15 protein-coding genes are annotated in these 17,365 nt (G+C 60.9%); 8 read left to right on the top strand and 7 right to left on the bottom strand.

The features are described from left to right. Nucleotides 1-30 precede the first annotated feature (30 nt). The 4 genes from FFI94_RS29320 to FFI94_RS29305 all read right to left on the bottom strand — a co-directional run bounded on the left by FFI94_RS29320 (nucleotide 31) and on the right by FFI94_RS29305 (nucleotide 8,371). Nucleotides 31-5,499 (bottom strand): glutamate synthase-related protein, encoded by a 5,469-nt coding sequence (locus FFI94_RS29320; RefSeq protein ID WP_138870927.1) that lies wholly within the window; start codon nucleotides 5,497-5,499, stop codon nucleotides 31-33. Nucleotides 5,500-5,680: 181 nt separating this feature from the next. Next, entirely contained in the window at nucleotides 5,681-6,724 is a 1,044-nt protein-coding gene (locus FFI94_RS29315) for a ParB/Srx family N-terminal domain-containing protein (protein ID WP_138870926.1), read from the bottom strand. 168 nt (nucleotides 6,725-6,892) lie between these two features. After that, entirely contained in the window at nucleotides 6,893-7,753 is an 861-nt protein-coding gene (locus FFI94_RS29310) for a 3-hydroxyacyl-CoA dehydrogenase (RefSeq protein WP_138870925.1), read from the bottom strand. Between the two features lie 18 nt (nucleotides 7,754-7,771). Further along, nucleotides 7,772-8,371 (bottom strand): TetR/AcrR family transcriptional regulator, encoded by a 600-nt coding sequence (locus tag FFI94_RS29305; RefSeq protein WP_138870924.1) that lies wholly within the window; start codon nucleotides 8,369-8,371, stop codon nucleotides 7,772-7,774. A gap of 162 nt (nucleotides 8,372-8,533) precedes the next feature. Here FFI94_RS29305 and FFI94_RS29300 point away from each other — a divergent pair, with 162 nt between their 5' ends. The 8 genes from FFI94_RS29300 to FFI94_RS29270 all read left to right on the top strand — a co-directional run bounded on the left by FFI94_RS29300 (nucleotide 8,534) and on the right by FFI94_RS29270 (nucleotide 15,740). Continuing rightward, the gene (locus FFI94_RS29300; protein ID WP_138870923.1) at nucleotides 8,534-9,412 is read left to right on the top strand and encodes a MurR/RpiR family transcriptional regulator; all 879 of its coding nucleotides are present in this window, start codon (nucleotides 8,534-8,536) and stop codon (nucleotides 9,410-9,412) included. A 163-nt stretch (nucleotides 9,413-9,575) separates the two neighbouring features. Next, complete coding sequence (locus tag FFI94_RS29295; RefSeq protein ID WP_138870922.1) at nucleotides 9,576-10,706, top strand: ABC transporter ATP-binding protein; 1,131 nt, start codon at nucleotides 9,576-9,578, stop codon at nucleotides 10,704-10,706. Between the two features lie 49 nt (nucleotides 10,707-10,755). Continuing rightward, nucleotides 10,756-12,114 (top strand): extracellular solute-binding protein, encoded by a 1,359-nt coding sequence (locus tag FFI94_RS29290; protein WP_138870921.1) that lies wholly within the window; start codon nucleotides 10,756-10,758, stop codon nucleotides 12,112-12,114. 49 nt (nucleotides 12,115-12,163) lie between these two features. Beyond that, on the top strand, nucleotides 12,164-12,733 hold the full coding sequence (locus FFI94_RS34655; RefSeq protein ID WP_397495525.1) for a tyrosine-protein phosphatase: 570 nt from the start codon (nucleotides 12,164-12,166) through the stop codon (nucleotides 12,731-12,733). Continuing rightward, nucleotides 12,697-12,921 (top strand): tyrosine-protein phosphatase, encoded by a 225-nt coding sequence (locus FFI94_RS34810; RefSeq protein WP_397495524.1) that lies wholly within the window; start codon nucleotides 12,697-12,699, stop codon nucleotides 12,919-12,921. Before FFI94_RS34655 ends, FFI94_RS34810 begins: the two co-directional genes overlap by 37 nt. 39 nt (nucleotides 12,922-12,960) lie before the next feature. After that, the gene (locus tag FFI94_RS29280; RefSeq protein ID WP_138870920.1) at nucleotides 12,961-13,854 is read left to right on the top strand and encodes a phosphodiesterase; all 894 of its coding nucleotides are present in this window, start codon (nucleotides 12,961-12,963) and stop codon (nucleotides 13,852-13,854) included. Nucleotides 13,855-13,863: 9 nt separating this feature from the next. Then, on the top strand, nucleotides 13,864-14,814 hold the full coding sequence (locus tag FFI94_RS29275) for a carbohydrate ABC transporter permease (protein WP_138870919.1): 951 nt from the start codon (nucleotides 13,864-13,866) through the stop codon (nucleotides 14,812-14,814). Between the two features lie 8 nt (nucleotides 14,815-14,822). Then, a complete protein-coding gene (locus FFI94_RS29270; protein ID WP_138870918.1) occupies nucleotides 14,823-15,740 on the top strand; it encodes a carbohydrate ABC transporter permease in 918 nt (305 codons plus the stop codon). Between the two features lie 19 nt (nucleotides 15,741-15,759). Here FFI94_RS29270 and FFI94_RS29265 read toward each other — a convergent pair whose 3' ends face one another. From FFI94_RS29265 to FFI94_RS29255, 3 genes are all read right to left on the bottom strand, one after another. After that, entirely contained in the window at nucleotides 15,760-16,356 is a 597-nt protein-coding gene (locus FFI94_RS29265) for a hypothetical protein (protein ID WP_138870917.1), read from the bottom strand. Nucleotides 16,357-16,358: 2 nt separating this feature from the next. Then, a complete protein-coding gene (locus FFI94_RS29260; protein WP_138870916.1) occupies nucleotides 16,359-16,817 on the bottom strand; it encodes a hypothetical protein in 459 nt (152 codons plus the stop codon). A 61-nt stretch (nucleotides 16,818-16,878) separates the two neighbouring features. Next, on the bottom strand, nucleotides 16,879-17,307 hold the full coding sequence (locus FFI94_RS29255) for a hypothetical protein (protein WP_138870915.1): 429 nt from the start codon (nucleotides 17,305-17,307) through the stop codon (nucleotides 16,879-16,881). Nucleotides 17,308-17,365: the final 58 nt, after the last annotated feature.

Raw genomic sequence — 17,365 nt, 5'->3', positions numbered from 1 at the left:
GTGAAGCTCACCTACGTTCGGGGGAGGAGGTCAGGAGACCAGGTCGGGGATCGCGCGGGAGGCGAACAACTCGTCGAAGTTCGGTAGCGATCCGAGCTTGTCCCGGTTCTTGTTGTCTTGAAACAGAATCCACCCGTACGTCGCCGGGCTGTCCATCGCCAGCACGTTGCGCAGGCTCAACGCCTGCTTGTAGTCGTCGACCCGCTTGGCTGCAATCAACGCGGCCAACTGTTCGTCGTCGTACCCGGCAAGAATCTCTTTCGAGTACTTGACCAAGTGCTGGACCAGAGCGAAGTCTTCGGTCAGTACCAGGTTGCGGGCAGTCTTCTGCAGCACCGGATCGTCTGGCCCTGATGCATTCGGGGTGCGTGCAGTAGCGAGTTGTTGGGCGAAGTGAAGCACCGTGTACTCGCTCAGGAGTGCGTACATCGTGGCGGTATCGGTTTCGCCGTAGCCGGGGACTGCACCGCCCAGTGCTGGACGCTTGTCTCGCACCGCGAGTTTGAAGGTTCGGACCTGCCGCGCCGCGATGGCGGAAGCCAACTCTTCGAGAAGTTCCTTGTGCGTTTTGGCAGCCAGGATGGCGTCGCTGTCCTGGTAGAGCATCAGCGCCTTGGGCATCGCGTAGACAAACGAGTGCTGTTCGACTTCCCAGTTCTCGAGCAACCGGGTTCCGAGCGCGGATCCCGTTGCCTCCACATGCAGCTCGAGCAGGAGTTGCACTGCGTGGTTGTGAACGGCGGCAAGAGGATCGGTTGCAGTGGTGATCGATCCCAGTAGAACCGAGTCGGTACTTGCCCGCAGTGCCAGTTCGCCGCGAGGGTCGTATTGGTAGAAGAAGCCGCCACTCATGCCGTTGCCGACGCCTTTGCCGAACTCGCCGAGATTCACGACAGCACCGTTTGTCATGTATTCGCCGGCGAAGTCGCCGACACCTTCGACGACAGCACTGGCGCCGGAGTTGCGAACCGCAAAGCGATCGCCTGCTTCACCTTCGACGAACACTCGTCCGCCGGTGGCGCCGAAGAGAGCGAAGTTGCCGATCAGCACGTTGCCGCCGGCATCACTGGAGCCGCCGCCTGGGCTGCGCACGGCAATCACGCCGCCGCTCATACTCTTTCCCACACCGTCGTTACATGTCCCGGTGTGCTCCAGGTGCATGCCGTCGTTGCAGAATGCGCCGAACGAGAGGCCCGCAGATCCGGTCGTCAAGACGCGCACGCTGCCCGGCGCCAGGTAGCGTCGCCCACGCTCGTCGGTCAGTACTCCCGGAGCGAGAAGGCCGGCCGCTCCGTAGTTGAGTTCGCGTTCGAGGTCGATCGCCAACTGCCCACCGACGCTCTTGTTCCGGTTACCCAGGTGCAGTGCACCTTCGGCGAATTCTGGCCCGGACACGGTGACCGCGGCCTCGGCGCGGTCGAAGAGCACCGTGCAAACCTCGTCCATGATCTTCTCGTCGAGCGCGTACTCACGCTCGAGGTACACGGGATTGTCGATGGTGATGTCCGGTGCCGACGCGAACATCGCGTCCAGATTCAGATTGCCGACGATCGAGGGGTGATCGATCAGATGCAGGAGGTCGGTTCGGCCTCGTGCTTCCTGAAGGGATCGCATTCCCAGATTTGCCAACAGTTCCCGAGTTTCGTGGGCGATGTTGAGAAGGTACTGCGCCATGGCGCGGGGATCGCCGTCGAACAGTTCCGGGTTGGTGGTCAGTCCTGCCGGGCACTTTATGTTGCAGTTCTTGGCCATGACGCAGCCCATCATCATCAGCGCCGACGTGCCGAACTCGAAGCTGTCCGCGCCGAGCAGCGCTGAAGTGATGATGTCGCTACCGGTCTGATGCGCACCCGAGCATCGCAGAACCACCTTCTGGCGAAGACCGTTGGCACACAGAGCCTGATGGACCTCGGCGATACCGACCTCGGCCGCACGGCCAGCGTACTTGAGGCTGGTCACCGAAGCGGCGCCGGTGCCACCGGTGTTTCCGGCGACATTGATGACGTCCGCACCGGCCTTGGCAACGCCGACGGCGATGGTACCAATTCCTTCCGAGGACACCAACTTCACGATCACCCGGATGCGCGCTGCCTTGCAGTCGTGGATGAGCTGAGCGAGGTCCTCGATGGAGTACGTGTCATGGTGCGGCGGCGGCGAAACCAGTTCTACGCCGGGTGTTCCGCCGCGGGCCGCTGCGATGTCGACGGTGACCTTGGCGGCGGGAAGCTGGCCGCCCTCACCGGGTTTTGCACCCTGGCCGAGTTTGATCTCGATCTCTTCGAGCATGGGGTCGGCGAGGTATCCCGCCCAGATTCCGAAGCGACCGGACGCAAACTGCTTGATGCGCGAAGCTCGAATTGTGTTGTAACGGGACAGGTGTTCACCACCTTCACCGCTGTTGGACATCGCGCCGACCATGTTCGTGCCGTGCGCGACGGCTTCGTGTGCCGGAGCATTGAGGGCTCCGTGACTCATGGCGCCCGACGCCAACTTCGGAGTGATGTCGCTGGCGCTCTGTACCTCGGAGAGAGGAACACCTGCCGGTGCGACCCTCAGCTTGGACAGGAACTCTGCCGCAACACCGGTTGCGGTCAGCGCCAGATCCGGGTCGGTGGCTTCGATGGTGATCTCGCCTGAGAAGGTAGCGGTGAGAGCATTGCCGAGTGCTTCCACTCGCGCGCTGTCGTCGGCCAGGGGACCGTCCAAGCGAAGCGTGTACCGGTCGTCTGCGTCGGATTCACACCGGATTCCACGCATCACGATCGTCGTGTTGCCGTGCACCGAGAATCGGCTGATCTGCTCGGCGAACTCGGCTGCCGTCATCGCAAACGTGACATCGCCAGGAACGGAGATGACGTCGCGCAACGCGGCGGGACGACGCGATCGTTCCGCGGCCATCACGGTGGAAAAGTCCCGGTACCCGGCGGTGATGTCGAAGTCGTCGATCTGCTCGGTAGTCAACCGGTCGAAGCTCGTCGCCCGGTATGCCCCGGCGTCGAGGCGGAAAGCGTCGTCGAGCCGTCCGAGCGGAAGCAGACGTAGAGCATCGAATTGTTCGGTACCAGAAGGGCTGTCGAACGCAATCTTCTCTTCGGTGAGCTCGACGTACTTGCGGACCGCGGTGGTACCGAACGAATGCCCGGCGCCGTCTGCGCGCTCCTTGAACAGGCCGAGCAGTGGCAGGTCCTTCTCACCCCCGACTTCGCTCGCACGCTCGTGCCACTGCTTCGAGGTCACCGCAACCGTCTCGAACCCGACGCCGCCCACCGGTGACTTCATGTTGGGGAACCACAGGCGCAGAACAGGGTCGGACGTATCGAGGAAGTTGGGTTCGAAGAATTCTCCGCCGATGTAGCTCTCGACGGTGCACAAGCCGACGCGTCCCATCGTCTTCATGAGGGATTTCTCGGCGGCCTTCGCGAAGCGTCGGAACGCGGCGTCCGGGTCGGCCGCGAACTTCTCCTCAGCCCGCAACTGAACGGAGAGAGGGTAGACGGCGGAAGCGCCGAATCCGAGCGCAGCTGCAACGTGGTGCGAGGACTCGATCTGGCCGCTCTCCACGATGAGAGAGACGCGCAATCGCAGGCCCGCGTCGATGAGGCGCTGGTTCAGCGCTCCGACAACCATGATTGCGGGAAGTGTTGCGCGCTCGTGAGATACGTGACGGTCGGTCAGGACTGCGATTCCGCCCTGGTCGGCTGCGAAGGCGACAACAGCGTCGCCGAGTGCGGTCATCGCGTCGACCATCGCCTGCGCGTCGCCCCCGGCGGGGTAGAGCATTTCGAAGCGGCGGTGCGGAGTGTGGTTCTGTTCGCGGATCTTGAGCATGTCCAGATGCCCGAGAATCGGCGACGCGATGACGATCTGCTTGCCTTGTCCGGCCGTCATCTTCGCACCCAATGCGACCCGGAGGGTCATGCCGTCCGCTTCACGGATGCTGTCCAGCGGAGGGTTGGTAACCTGGGCGAATCGCTGCGAAAAGTAGCGTGCCACACCGCCTTCGCGGTCGCTGAATGCGTTGATGGCATTGCCGTAACCCATGGCGGAGACCTTTTCGGCTCCGTGCGTGAGCATCGGATCCATCAGGAATTTGAAACTCTCCTGATCCAGGGAGTACGCCATGTAGCGCTGATGAACCTCGAAGGTGCCGTTGTAGCGGGTCGGGGAGCTGACCTTCTCCGCTGGCACGGCGGGAATGTCTTCGATCAGGATTCGCGATTGCTCCAGCAACGACTGGTAGTCGCGCTGAGCGGCAATCTTTTCCAGAGCTTCGCGGGCAGTGTAGGTATGGCGGTCTCGATGATCGAAGTACAACATTCCGCCGGCCTCGACGCGGCCACGGTGAATCACCGTCTCAGGCGCGAACGCGATCTGTCCGGCTTCGGAGAATGCGCACACGTAGTCGTGCGTCTCGATCGTGCGTAGTGGACGCAGACCGAGGCGATCCAGGCGCGCACCGATGATGGTGCCGTCGCCGAACACCAGCGCTGCCGGTCCGTCGTTCTTCTCCTCGTACAGCGAGAAGTACTCGAACATCGCACGCACTGCGGGGGAGAGGGTGGTGTCGTTTTCCCAGGCCGGCGGCATCATCGAGACCACAGCCGTCACCAGGTCGACGCTGTCCTCGATGACGCGAGCTTCCAGGGTCTGATCGAGTCGGCAACTGTCGGACTGGCCGGGCGGGCGGACGATCGCACGTCGTTTTGCACTGGCGACAGCAGCTTCGGAGAGCCGATTCTTCTTGTCGGTGTTCAGTTCTCCGTTGTGAGCCATGAACCGGAACGGCTGCGCCATCGTGGGATGCGGTTCCGTGTTGGTTGAGAACCGCGTGTGGAAGTACATCGTGTGCACGGCGTGATCGGGATCGACCAGGTCGCGGAAGTACGGGATCACTTCGTCGGAGTTCAAGCGACCCTTGAGAACCTGAGTTCGCGCGCTGAGCGAGAGTGGGTACAACCCGCGTAGTGCAGGGGTGTTGTACGCGATGGCTTCGATGGCGAGCAGAGCTTCGTGCACGAGGCGATCGACTACCGCAGGCTCGGGACGCGGAGTGGGGACCTCGAAGATCCACTGCCGGATCGGAAGCTGATGCGCGATGGCGGCCCGCCGAATCGCCGAGTTGTCGACCGGCACGTCGCGCACAGCGAGGGTGGTGAAGCCTCGGCCCCGAAGTTCGCGTTCCACCAGAGCGGCTGCGCGAGCATGCTGAGCATCGTCGTCGGGAAGGAAGAAGTTGCCGACGCAGAAGCGTCCGGCGCGGAGGTCGGAGCGCCCGGTTACCTTGCGGAAGAACCGGAGCGAAAGGTCCACCGAGACGCCGCCGCCGTCGCCGACGCCCTCGGAGGACATACCGCCGCGGTGCGGTACCGAGCAGAGCGCTTCGCGTCCCTTGATCAGGACATCATGGGTCTGCACGCCATCTTTACGCGTGATGAAACCGACCCCGCAACTGCTCTTGTCATCTGCGGGGTCGTACAAACCGACCTTGGACGTGCTCAATGCAGCAACCTTCTCCCTGTCCTGGTTGCCCGGCAGTGGTTCGTCCGGGCAGATACGACGGCATGTATCCGTCAGGGCAGGGCGTCGCTGCTTCGCTGAAGCGGCACCCGAATGGGATCAGAATACTGAGTGAAGCCTTACCTTAGTCAAGTTTCATCCGTGTGAAATTGATCGCCGCAGGTCAGAGGGTTGCTTTGTAGGCCAGTGAATACGCGATCTTGCCTGGCTTCTCATCCGAGTACGGCTTCGAGAGTTTGGCAAACTCGCCCTTCGACTCCGCCTTCCCGTCGTTCCAGGCGGTCAGTACGCCTAGATCGGTGGCGGTGAAGCCGCTGTCGACGACCGTGTTGCCGGCCAACGCGGTCTGAGCCTGTGACACGGACTTGACGGTGCTCAGGTAACTTGCCAGGTCATTGTTGTTCCAGCCGCTCAGATCGACCGGTGTGGCATCGCGGACCCAGGCGCCCCAGTAGAACTCCTGGAACGGGATCGAGCCGGGAGTGAATCCGATGTCGCGGGCGAAGTACAGGAGGCTCCGGTACTTGTCGTCAGCGAAGTTGGCGAGGCCGACACCCTTGGGCAAGGACTGCACCGAAACCTGGTTGCCGTCGACGTCGCGCGTCCATACCCACTTGTTCTTCTCCATCTCGGCCCAGAATGCCGACTCACTCAGACCGCTGAGGTTGCCAAGCACACGTAGCCGAACGTGCATGTCCGGGCCACCGTCTGCCGTCTCGTAGAACGACGTGAGGGTGTGGTGCCCGTCGGTCAGGTAGAGATCGCCGCGGGGGCCGACGACCACGGTCTTCATGGGCGCGATGCTCTCGGCGGTTTCCTGACCCACCGGGATCTGGCAGGTGAAGGACGACGGGTCCTTCAGCGTCGAGGCCGGAGTGGCGGTCGCGGCCTCGACCTGACCGTTGGCTTCGCACCAGTCGTCGAATTTCTTGTTGATCTCGTCTTTTCCGAGCGTGTATCGCCCGAGCTTGTAGTACACCTCGTCGTATCCGAGCGAAGGTTGCGTCGCGTGAACGTCGCCGATGCGGACGTCGAGGAGGTCACCTTCCTTGGCGCACAGGTACTCCGAGTCGCCGGCAGAGCCGGAGAATGAACCCGTGGAGATGCCACCACACACGAGTGGAGCGGCGACGGCGGGTGTGCCGGCCAATGTTCCGGCGCCGAGCAGTGCCAGTGTTGTGAGAGCCGAGATGGCAGAACGACGCATGTAGGGATCTCTCCTGAGGGTGGGTTCGCACGTGAAGAAGCTTGCGTCACAATCGCTCAGGGTGGTTTCGGACGTACTGACAACAGACGTCCGCGCGGTGGCTACCACGTGAATTCACGTCGTAGCCACCGCGCGTTGAGCCGGTAAGTCGGTCAGCCCTGCAGTCGGTCAGCCCTTGTAGTTGTAGAAGCCCTCGCCGACAGCAACGCCGAGCTTGCCTTCGTCGATGTAGTTCTTCTTGATGTAGTCGGCGAATTCGCGCTGCTTCTCGCCGCCCTGGGAGGAGATGTTGTAGACGGTGGTCAACCCGACGACGTCCATGATCTGGAAGGGGCCGAACGGGGCTCCGGTGCCGATACGCCACGTCTTGTCGACCATGTCGGGATCGGCGATGCCGTCGATCAGCAGGTCGGAGGCCGCGTTGAGGAGCGGGATCAGGAGCGAGTTGAGTACATAGCCCGCCTTCTCCTTCTTGAGTTCGATCGGCACCATGCCGATGTTCTTCGCGAACTCGACGACCTCACGGTACACAGCGGGGTCGGTGGACTCGGTGCCCATGACCTCGGCAGTGTTGTTGACCCACACGTGATTTGCGAAGTGCAGTGCGAGGAACTTCTCGGGGCGGCCGGTGAACTCCTTGAGGTCGCTCGGCAGAAGCGTCGAGGAGTTGGTGGCGAACACCGTGTGCTCAGGGGCTACTGCGGCGAGCTTCTCGTAGGTGTCGCGCTTGATGGCGATGTCCTCGGGAATTGCCTCGATGATCAGATCGGCCTTGGCGACGGCTTCGGTGAGATCGTACGAGTACGTAATCCGTTGCAGCGCTTCGTCGGCCTTGCCGTCCTTGGCGCCCGTGACGTTCTCGGCCTTGTAGGCCGCGGCCAACGAATCGAACCGAGTCTTGGCCTTCTCGATGACCTCCGCATTGATGTCGTACGCGACGACGTCGAAGCCGTGGTAGGCGGTCTGGTAGGCGATCTGCGAGCCGAGAACTCCGGTACCCAGAACGGTGATCTGCTTCAGTTCAGTCATTTTCGATCCTCAATCCTTTTAGGTGGGTAGTCCGGCAAGGGTCAATCGGACCTGTGCGGCAACGATGTTCGTGAGCTCGTCTGCCGTGATCCGGTCCAATGCCGCGCGGGCTATTTCGAAGTGCAGCACGTTGGAAATCGTTCGCGCTGCAGTGGTGGTTCGGGTGGGGTGGTGGGGGTGACCCTCGTGCAGGATTTGTGCAATCCGCGTTTGCAGGCGTTGCGAGAGTTCGAGGCCTTCGGCCCGGAAACATTCGCTGGGCTCGCCGAACAGCACTTCGCGTTGGTAGATGCCGGTGTTCTCGTCGTTTCGGCGACTTGCGATCAGCAGGGGTGAAACAAGCTCGAGCACACGGTCTTCTGTGCCCGTCGACTTGGCCTCACGCTCTTCTCCCAGTTCGATCTGCTTGCGGTACTCCGCGTTGTACACCATGAGGAGTAACTCGGCTTTGCTTGCGGCGTAACGAAAGAGTGTGCCGCCGGCTACATCGGCGCGGTCGGCGATCTCTTGTGTTGTGACCGCGCTGTAGCCCTTTTCTGCGAACAGTTCAGCCGCGGCGTCGAAGATGCGTGTCTGCTTCTCGAGCTTGTTGCGTTCGCGACGCCCAAGTTCTCGCATTCGCTCACCTCCTTCGCCCTTTTCGGATCATGCTCATTAATGAGCGTACTCCGAAATATTGCGACTGGCAGTCTCGTCCGTCACATCTCCGGCTCCAGGCGGCGGAGTGGGAAGGTTGGTTTGCACCTGTGCATGTTCACGTTGATGTGTTATCCAGTGCAGATGAGTAAGTTGCAGACCGATCCCCCTGTAGGTGCCACTCTTTCGACCATTCGCGCTCTTGCCCCCTCGCTCGGCCCGAGTGAGCGGCGCGTCGCTGACATCTGCATCGCCAGGCCGAAGGAGTTTGCCTGGTGGTCGGCGGCAGATGTGGCCGAGCATGCGTCCACGTCGACAGCCACAGTCATTCGAGCCTGTCAGAATCTCGGATTCAAAGGCTTCCAGCATCTGCGCATGCTGCTGTTGAGAGACTTGGGTGCAGCCGAATCGCGGGTGCCGGGTTCGTCGCACCCCAAGGGCGGCAACGGACTGCTGCGCGCCGTATTCGACGAAGTGGCGACCGATCTCGGCGGAGCGCTCGCACCTTTGGATCACGGTGCTTTCGACCGGGCCGTCGACGCCATCGCTAACGCCGACCGCGTGCTTGTTGTGGGAAACGGAGTGTCCGGGCCGTCGGCATCGACAGTGGCTGTTCGGTTCACTTTGTATGGACGCACCGTCGAAGCGCCCACTGATGCAGTGATGCAGCAACTCATTGCCCGGCACCTCACCTCGCGTGATGTCTGTCTGGCGATCAGTGACAGTGGGCTCAACTCGTTGACGCTCCAGCCTGCCGAAGCCGCAAAAGAGGCCGGTGCAACCGTAATCGGCGTGACCGGGTATGCGCGTTCGCCGCTGATGGAACTGGCGGACGTTGGCCTGGTTCTCGGGGGTGGGTCGGGCCCGTGGAGCGCACACGGCGCGTCGGCAACGGTAGTCCAGCTGACCTTCTTGATAGGACTCCAGATTGCGGTGAGTGAACGCCGCGGCGGATCTGCCCAAGCTGCAGCTCGGTCCCTCGAGCAGGTGTTCGGCGTCCTCAATCATGGTTCCGCTGGCTGAGGTTCGGATTCGTCCCACATTTCGACCCGAATCGTTGCCCTGAGAATTACGGACTATTTCGACGGCGTTCGACCGCCGTTCATCTTCTGGTGGCTAACTTTCGATGTAACGAAAATCCCCAATTCGATGTGATTGGGTAACGTCATTTCATCGGGAGAAGCCAATGGGCAGGATTCGAATAGAGAATCTGAGTCGGAAGTTCGCAGATGTCACCGCAGTCGACAACATCGACATTGATGTTCGTGACGGCGATTTCCTGGTCCTTCTCGGACCGAGCGGCTGCGGGAAAACGACCTTGCTGAGGATGCTCGCCGGCCTCCTCGAGCCGACCAGTGGCCGAATATTGCTCGACGACGAAGACATCACCAGTGCTCCCGCTCGTCGGCGCGATGTCGCAATGGTGTTCCAGAACTATGCCCTTTACCCGCACCTTTCCGTCGCAAAGAACCTCGCGTTTCCCCTGAAAGTCAAGAAGATCGACAAGGCTTCGGCAGTGGCGCGCGTCGAAGAGGTGGCACAACAACTCGAGATCGCACATCTGTTGGAGCGTAAGCCGAAGGAACTGTCGGGCGGTCAGCGCCAGCGCGTTGCGGTCGGTCGAGCGATCGTCCGAAATCCGAAGGCGTTCTTGATGGACGAGCCACTCTCGAACCTTGACGCGAAGCTCCGAACAGCGACCCGTCGTGAACTCACCGACCTTCACCGGCGGCTGGGTGCCACATTCGTCTACGTCACCCACGACCAGGTCGAGGCAATGACAATGGCGACGCGTATCGCGCTGCTCGACAACGGCAGGCTCGAGCAACTCGGCACCCCCGAGGATGTCTACGATCGTCCGGCATCAGTGTTCGTCGCAGGGTTCCTAGGTAGGCCCGCAATGAATCTTATTGAAGCAAAGGCATTCTCGAACGACGGCCGTGTGATGGTGTCGGCTGAAGGAATCGAAGCGTCGCTGTGGCCAGGTGAGTCCGAATCGCGTGACGTCGTACTCGGGATCCGTCCGGAACACCTCACACCGGCGCAACCGGGTGTCGATTCCGGTACCGGTGCGCGCATCACGGTCGATGTCACCTCGGTCGAGAACCTCGGAAGCGAGCAGGTGGCCTACTGCCAGGTCGGGTCGACCACGATCTGCGTGCGCGCTCCGCGACCGATCGCCCTTCGCGAAGGGCACTCTGCGGTGCTGTCCGCCGCCCTGCGTCACCTTCATCTCTTCGATCGAGCCAGCGGGCGCCGGCTCGAATGGCTGGACATACCAGCAGCATTGGATCTCGATTCATCCGTCTTCGGCTGAACCTCCAACCCGTCCCTTCATGCAGCATTTCACTACGAGGAGCTTTGTCATGCGCAAATCACGATGGAAGATCGCCACGGCTTTGGCGGCGACCCTCGCCCTTGCCGGATGTGCCACGGGAGGCGCTACCGCCGGCGGCTCCGATTCTGCGGCGCAGGTACCGGAACTCGACCCGAACCAGCAGGTCGACATCGTCTTCGAGTCGTATAACCTTGCCCAGGCCGGTTTGTGGACAGACACCATCACTGGTCTCGTCTCCGACTTCGAGGCTGCGCATCCGAACATTCACGTCAAGGCGCAACCTCCGCAGAGCGGTGGTGCGGCCGGTTCGGGCACCGCAAGCAGCGTGCAGACACAAATGCTCGCCGGGTCGCCGCCCGATGTCGCTCAATTAACTTTCGACACACTCGATTTCGCCGTCACAGCTCTGAAAGCGAGAAATCTCGACGACCTGGTCGGTGAGGACGCAGTCAAGGCGAACTTCGGCGGGGAACATCCCTTCCATCCCAGAGCTGCCACACTCGGCGACTGGAATGGTGACACCTACGGCGTTCCGTATGTGTTCTCCACTCCGACGTTGTTCTACAACTCCACTGCATTGACCGAGGCCGGGCTCCCCGCAGACACCGACCTTTCCACCTGGACCAAGGTGGCCACTGCTGCGAAGGCAGTGACCGCCAAGACCGGAAAGCCCTCGCTCGGGATCAGCTGTTCGGTCAAGGGTGGCAACTGGTGCATGCAGGCGCTCTTCAAGTCGGCTGGTGGCGGTGTGCTTTCCGATGATCGCAAAACCATCGAATTCGGTGAGCCTGGATCGGTTTCGGCTGTCACCATGCTCCGGGGACTCTACGAAGACGGGGTCCTGGTCAATGCTGATGCGGCGACGCAGTACGAGGGGTTCGCGAAGGGCGACATCGCCATCGATCTCAACACGTCTGCATTGCAGGGATTGTTTGTCAGTTCCGCAGCAAAGGCAGGTTGGGACTTGCGGGCGACCGCGATGCCTGCCTTCGACGGGCATGCAGCGATTCCCACGAACTCAGGTTCGGTCCTGTCTGTCTTCTCGCAAGACCCCGTCAAGGCCCGCGCCGCTTGGGAATTGATCAAGTTCATGACCAGCGATCACGCGTACACCCAGATCTCTACCAAGATCGGATACCTGCCGCTGCGTTCGTCGCTGACGCAGGATCCCGCTGCACTCAAGCCGTGGGCTGACAAAAATCCGCTGCTGGCACCCAACCTCAAACAACTCGACTCGATCCAGCCCTGGCAGTCGTACCCCGGCAACAGTTACGTCCAGGTCGACGACATTCTCGCTCGAGCCATCGAAGAATCCGTGTTCTACGGTAAGGATCCGAAGTCGACGATGCAGGCAGCGCAGCAACGGGCTCAGGAATTGATCGGCTGACGAATCAGAATTCAAATCCAGGTAACGAGAATCCGAATCAGGAACAACTATGACAACGGCTATTCCGGTTCAACGGGCCAATCGACGGCTCGACCTGAACGGCACCTACAACTTTCGTGACGTCGGGGGCTACGCCGCCCGCGGAGGGCTTACCACCAAGTGGAACAAACTTTTTCGCTCGGACGCTCTTCACAGTCTCAGCCAGGCGGACCGCGAGGTTCTCCGCGCTCGAGGGCTTGCGCTCGTCATCGACCTACGCGACCAGGAGGAGCTGGACAAAGCCCCGAATGCCCTCGCGGGTTTGGATCTGAGGCAGTTCCATCTCCCCATCTTCGAGAATGAAATAGACCCTCGCAAAACAAGTTTGGACCTCGCGGCAATGTACGAACAGGCCATTGATCGGTGTGGCGTACGGCTGGCTCGCGCGGTGCGCGTAATCGCAGAGTCCGACGATCGCCCAATCCTGGTGCACTGCACTGCACGGCAGGCAAGGACAGGACCGGTCTCGTCGTTGCGCTTGCGCTGGCGGCCGTCGGTGTGGATTACCGCGACGTCGTCGCAGACTATTCGCTCTCCGAGGTCATGCTGGCCGGTAATTGGGCATCCGCGATGGCTGTGAGGTTGCGCGAGTACGGCATCGGCGGCGGGGAGGACATCGTCCAATTGGTCGGGGCAAGCCCCGCTGCGCTCATGCGGGCAAGCCTGCAATCCATCGATAACTCGTATGGGAGTGCCTCCGAATACCTTCTTGCCCATGGATTGAGCTCTGAGGAACTCGATCGCCTGCATCTTGCACTGGTCAACTGACACACGGTCAACTGACACACAATCGAAGGAGAATTTCTCATGTCCCAGTACGGCGAACCCGACCACTACATCCTGCATCTCAGCGACACTCACTTTGTCACCGACGGTGATCTTCTCCACGATTCCGTGGACAGCGATGCCAATTTGGCTCGCATCTTCGAACGGCTCGAGAGGACCGGCCAGCGCCCCGAGGCTATTGTCTTCACCGGCGATCTGGCCGACGTGGGAGAGCCCGAGGCATACGTCCGTCTGCGCCGGATAGTCGAACCCGCGGCCGAACGGCTGGGTGCACAGGTTATCTGGGTCATGGGTAATCACGATGCACGCCCAGCCTTCCGTAGCGGCCTTCTCGATAGCGCTCCGACTCAGGAATCCGTCGACTCGGTGGTCGACGTCAACGGCCTCCGCATCATCGTGTTGGACAGCACGGTTCCCGGATTCCATCACGGACTGATCAGTGACGAGCAACTCGCTTGGCTCGAAGGGGTGCTTGCTGTACCGGCGCCACACGGAACCCTTCTAGCGCTGCACCATCCGCCAGTTCCGTCGGTTCTGGATGTGCTCACTCTGGTAGAACTCAAGGATCAGAACAAACTGGCCGCGGTACTCGAGGGAACCGATGTCCGCGGTATTCTCGGTGGTCACCTGCACTACTCGACCACCTGCACGTTCGCCGGAATTCCCGTCTCGGTTGCCTCTGCTTCCTGCTACACACAGGATGTTCTGGCGGGCACCGGTATCCTGCGTGGCCAAAACGGTTCGCAGGCATTCAACATGGTCCACGTCTACCGAGATCGCGTACTGCACACGGTAGTTCCGGTGGAGGAGTCGGCGACTGTGTACGAAATGAGCACTGATCACCTTCAGGAGGCAATCGACAAGCTGGTTCCCGCGTTCAAACTGTACGGCTCCACCACCGCACCGGCGAATTGAGCCGCGAACATGTTCGTCGAAGTTCCAAGCGAAGGCGGGTCGGAGCGTGCCGTAGCAGCGCGCCCAGCCCGCTTCCGGTGGGCACCTCGCAGTGTGGTGCCTTACCTGTACCTGTTGCCGGCAGTGGTGTTGTTGATCGTCTGGATCTACAAGCCGCTCGGCGAAACCGTCAACCTCTCCTTCTACAAGTGGAACATGGTTCCCACAGTTCCCAAAGAATCTGTAGGACTGGATAATTACACGCGAGTTCTCTCATTACCCGAGTTGCATCAGGCGCTGCGCAACACCGTGGTCTACACACTCGCCTTCACGCTGTTCTCACTGTTGTTGCCGATCGTCATCGGGCTGGTATCGAAGCGGGTATCCGGACGCTCCAAGACGATCTATCAAGCCTTGATCTTCGTCCCCTTTCTGGTGACACCGATCGCCGGCAGCGCCGTGTGGCGTTGGCTGTTCAACCCCGACGGCGGCGTCATCCCGCGGGTCGCCGCAACATGGGGAATGGAGATAGGCAACATCTTTCGCGATCCGAAGTTTGCACTGCTCGGTGTCGTCGTGATCGTCGGATGGCAACTGCTCGGCTTCGGAGTCCTGGTCATCTCGGCCGGACTGGCCGGAATCAATCCGGACTATGCTTCAGCAGCGTCGCTCGACGGCGCGTCCGAGGCGACGATCACCCGCAAGATCACGCTGCCGCTTCTCTCTCCCACACTGGTCTTCCTGGCCCTCATGACGATTCTCTTGGGCGCACAGTGGGCATATCCCGTCATCGACATTCTTACCCAGGGTGGACCGAGCGGAGCGTCCACGAACATTTATTACCTGTTGTACCAGTTCGGTTTCCAGAACTTCGACGCCGGACTGTCAGCTGCTGCAGGGACTCTCTTCTTCCTCGGTTTCGGAATCATCGCCGTCATCTTCGTCCGCGTGTCGGACCGACTGAGCTTCTACGACAATTAGGATCTGACATGGCATTTGTTCTGGTCGACGCGCCCCGCCGTGCACATGGTTCCGGTGCGACGCCGGTGGTGGAGCACCTCAATTCCCGGAGCGAGAGCGGTGACGGGCCGGTCCGGTCTCGATCTCGAACGAGGCGGGTGATCGGGCATGTTGTCCTCGTGGCCGTAACCGTGTTCAGCATTTTTCCGATCTACTGGCTGTTTGCCACGGCCTTCCGTCGCCCTGAGGATTCTCTGTCCGCGAGCCCACTACCCGCGCCATTCAGCCTCGAGAACTTCCGATATGTGTGGAACACGATCCCGATGGCGTCGATGATGGTGAACACGTTCACCATGGCGCTGGTCATGTCGGTCAGCCAGCTGTTGGTCGCAATCCTCGCCGCTTACGGCTTCGCACGGTGGAATTTTTTCGGCAAGCAAGCTTTGTTCCTCCTGTTCGTCGGGTCGTGGTTGGTTCCGTTTCAGGTCACGATGATCCCCAACTATCTGCTCATCTCCCAGATGGGTTTGCTCAACACCGTTGCAGGCATCGTGATCCCGAACTTGTGCTCTGCCTTCGGAGTCTTGCTGATGCGGCAGCACATGGAGGCATTTCCGCGGGAGCTACTCGACGCCAGTCAGATCGACGGCCAGAACTCGTGGTCAACGCTCTGGAAGGTAGTGCTGCCCAACATGAAGCCTGCGCTCGCGGCGCTCGGCATCATGTTGTTCATCTCTGCCTGGAACGAGTACCTCTGGCCGGCACTCATCATGCGCCAGTCGAATTCCGTGCTGCAGATCGGAATCCGTAGTTTCCTCGGTGCCGAGGGGAACAACTGGGGCGCAATCATGGCTGCATCGGGACTGGCATGCTTACCGATCTTTCTGATCTACCTGTTCCTTCAGCGCTACGTGCGTGATGCATTTGTGCAGTCCGGTCTCAAATAGGACTCCTTGAAGGTAGGACTCACTGCAGTCCGGCTACCCACCGGGCAAAGACGTCGCTGAAAACGTCGTCCTCGCACGCGTGTACCGTGTCCGGAAAAGCGCAGCTCGGGAATCCCGAGACAATGTCGGTCAGGTCCGCCCCGCAACATTGAGCCACGAGTCCGCGCAAGAGATCAGCCACCGACCAGTTTTCGACAGACGAGGCCGCGGCACCTTCGTCCTCGTAGATGTTCACGAGATCGGCATGATGCCAGGACATCTCTTCTGCAACCAGGGCATCAGGGTTGAACTCCAACGCTCGGTCGAGTGCCTCGCGCAGCATCGAGTGCGGATCTTCCTGTCCGCGAAGGAGAATAGCAATGTCGGCGGGTGCTTTCTGCATGATGAACATCCAGGGCTTGCCGTCGGGAAAGACCCCGCCGAATCCGCTGACATTGAACGGCAGATGACTACTCAGGAAGTTGGTTTCGACGTCGACGTGTTGGTCGTCACCGAGGTGAATGAAGTGGCCCGATGCGATCTCGTCACCCACCGCTTCGTCGGCCCATGTGTTGTTCCACAGATCGGTCATGCGGCTGCCGTCGGGGAAATCGAGAACCTCGAACAGGAATCCCATTGCTACGCCTCACCGTCGAAATGCGAGCTTGTCCGACCGCTGAGTCGGCCCACCGATTGAGCGGAGGTGGCCAGGACGACTCTGCTTGTCTCGAAGTCCATTTCATCGCGCTCGGAATCTGATTCCGTTGCGTCTTCGGCTAGCGAGAATTCGAGTTCGACTCGCTGATCGGTGCTGGAGCGGACGGCGATCGTCAAGCCGAGGGTCTCGTCGCTGAACGTATCCAGTGAGCGCTCCGGGTGGAAATCGGCCGCAGCGTGGAAGAAAAATGCCGAAAGTCGTTCCACGAATCCGTCGCCGGCAGGTCGGTTGAGGTACTGGTTGTATTCGTCGGGGCTGAGTAGTCCCACGTCGAACACGAGTGTGGGGGCCTCCGTCTCGAGCGTCCGAGCCGGAACGGCGTGGCTGCGCAGAAAAACCGCTGCACCGCCATACCCGGGTAAGCGAAAACCTTCACGCATGTGGTGTGCTCCCGTCGCCGCGATGTCCTACACACGGTAGGTCACCGGCGATATATGCACCTCACGGACAGGCTGGTGTCACCAATTTGTAGATCTGTTCGGCTTGGGCCTGCGTCGCTTCCGTGTCGTTGTTCGCGGCAAGATCCCGGATCTCTTCGGTGACATCCTGCTCGCTGACACCGGCGGCGATGTCGTTGCAGGAGGTGAACACGATTTCCTGGATGCTTTCGTCCTCGCGATCCTGAGCGAGATCCGGGTAGGCGGTGCGGAAGGCCACAACAAAAGCGGCCAGTTTTGCCTGGTCGATCATTCCCAGGTCGGCGGTGGAGGTGACGGAGCTGCTGCGAACTGTTGTCGATTTCGTGGACGATGCCGTCGTCGATTCGGCGGTGACGCTGGTCCCGTTGTCTGTGTTCGCGTCGTTGTTTCCGCAGGCAGGAAGGGACACGAGGGCTCCTGCGACGATGATTGCTGCGATCGTTCTTCTCATGAGTTCTCCAGCTGTCGGCCGTACTTCCTGCATATCCCCCAGATCGGAGGGTGAAACA

Origin of the sequence: Rhodococcus sp. KBS0724 (assembly GCF_005938745.2) — a bacterium.
Classification (GTDB): Bacteria; Actinomycetota; Actinomycetes; order Mycobacteriales; family Mycobacteriaceae; genus Rhodococcus_F.
The sequence above is the reverse complement of the archived record's forward strand: the minus strand, read 5'-3'. Positions and strand labels throughout refer to the sequence as shown.

What these genes read in the sequence shown, in the direction of transcription:
- FFI94_RS29315 (WP_138870926.1), bottom strand. Translation starts at nt 6,724, where the DNA reads ATGCGTCGTTCTGCCATCTCGGCTCTCACAACACTGGCACTGCTCGGC.
- FFI94_RS29310 (WP_138870925.1), bottom strand. Translation starts at nt 7,753, where the DNA reads ATGACTGAACTGAAGCAGATCACCGTTCTGGGTACCGGAGTTCTCGGC.
- FFI94_RS29305 (WP_138870924.1), bottom strand. Translation starts at nt 8,371, where the DNA reads ATGCGAGAACTTGGGCGTCGCGAACGCAACAAGCTCGAGAAGCAGACA.
- FFI94_RS29300 (WP_138870923.1), top strand. Translation starts at nt 8,534, where the DNA reads ATGAGTAAGTTGCAGACCGATCCCCCTGTAGGTGCCACTCTTTCGACC.
- FFI94_RS29295 (WP_138870922.1), top strand. Translation starts at nt 9,576, where the DNA reads ATGGGCAGGATTCGAATAGAGAATCTGAGTCGGAAGTTCGCAGATGTC.
- FFI94_RS29290 (WP_138870921.1), top strand. Translation starts at nt 10,756, where the DNA reads ATGCGCAAATCACGATGGAAGATCGCCACGGCTTTGGCGGCGACCCTC.
- FFI94_RS34655 (WP_397495525.1), top strand. Translation starts at nt 12,164, where the DNA reads ATGACAACGGCTATTCCGGTTCAACGGGCCAATCGACGGCTCGACCTG.
- FFI94_RS34810 (WP_397495524.1), top strand. Translation starts at nt 12,697, where the DNA reads ATGCTGGCCGGTAATTGGGCATCCGCGATGGCTGTGAGGTTGCGCGAG.
- FFI94_RS29280 (WP_138870920.1), top strand. Translation starts at nt 12,961, where the DNA reads ATGTCCCAGTACGGCGAACCCGACCACTACATCCTGCATCTCAGCGAC.
- FFI94_RS29275 (WP_138870919.1), top strand. Translation starts at nt 13,864, where the DNA reads ATGTTCGTCGAAGTTCCAAGCGAAGGCGGGTCGGAGCGTGCCGTAGCA.
- FFI94_RS29270 (WP_138870918.1), top strand. Translation starts at nt 14,823, where the DNA reads ATGGCATTTGTTCTGGTCGACGCGCCCCGCCGTGCACATGGTTCCGGT.
- FFI94_RS29265 (WP_138870917.1), bottom strand. Translation starts at nt 16,356, where the DNA reads ATGGGATTCCTGTTCGAGGTTCTCGATTTCCCCGACGGCAGCCGCATG.
- FFI94_RS29260 (WP_138870916.1), bottom strand. Translation starts at nt 16,817, where the DNA reads ATGCGTGAAGGTTTTCGCTTACCCGGGTATGGCGGTGCAGCGGTTTTT.
- FFI94_RS29255 (WP_138870915.1), bottom strand. Translation starts at nt 17,307, where the DNA reads ATGAGAAGAACGATCGCAGCAATCATCGTCGCAGGAGCCCTCGTGTCC.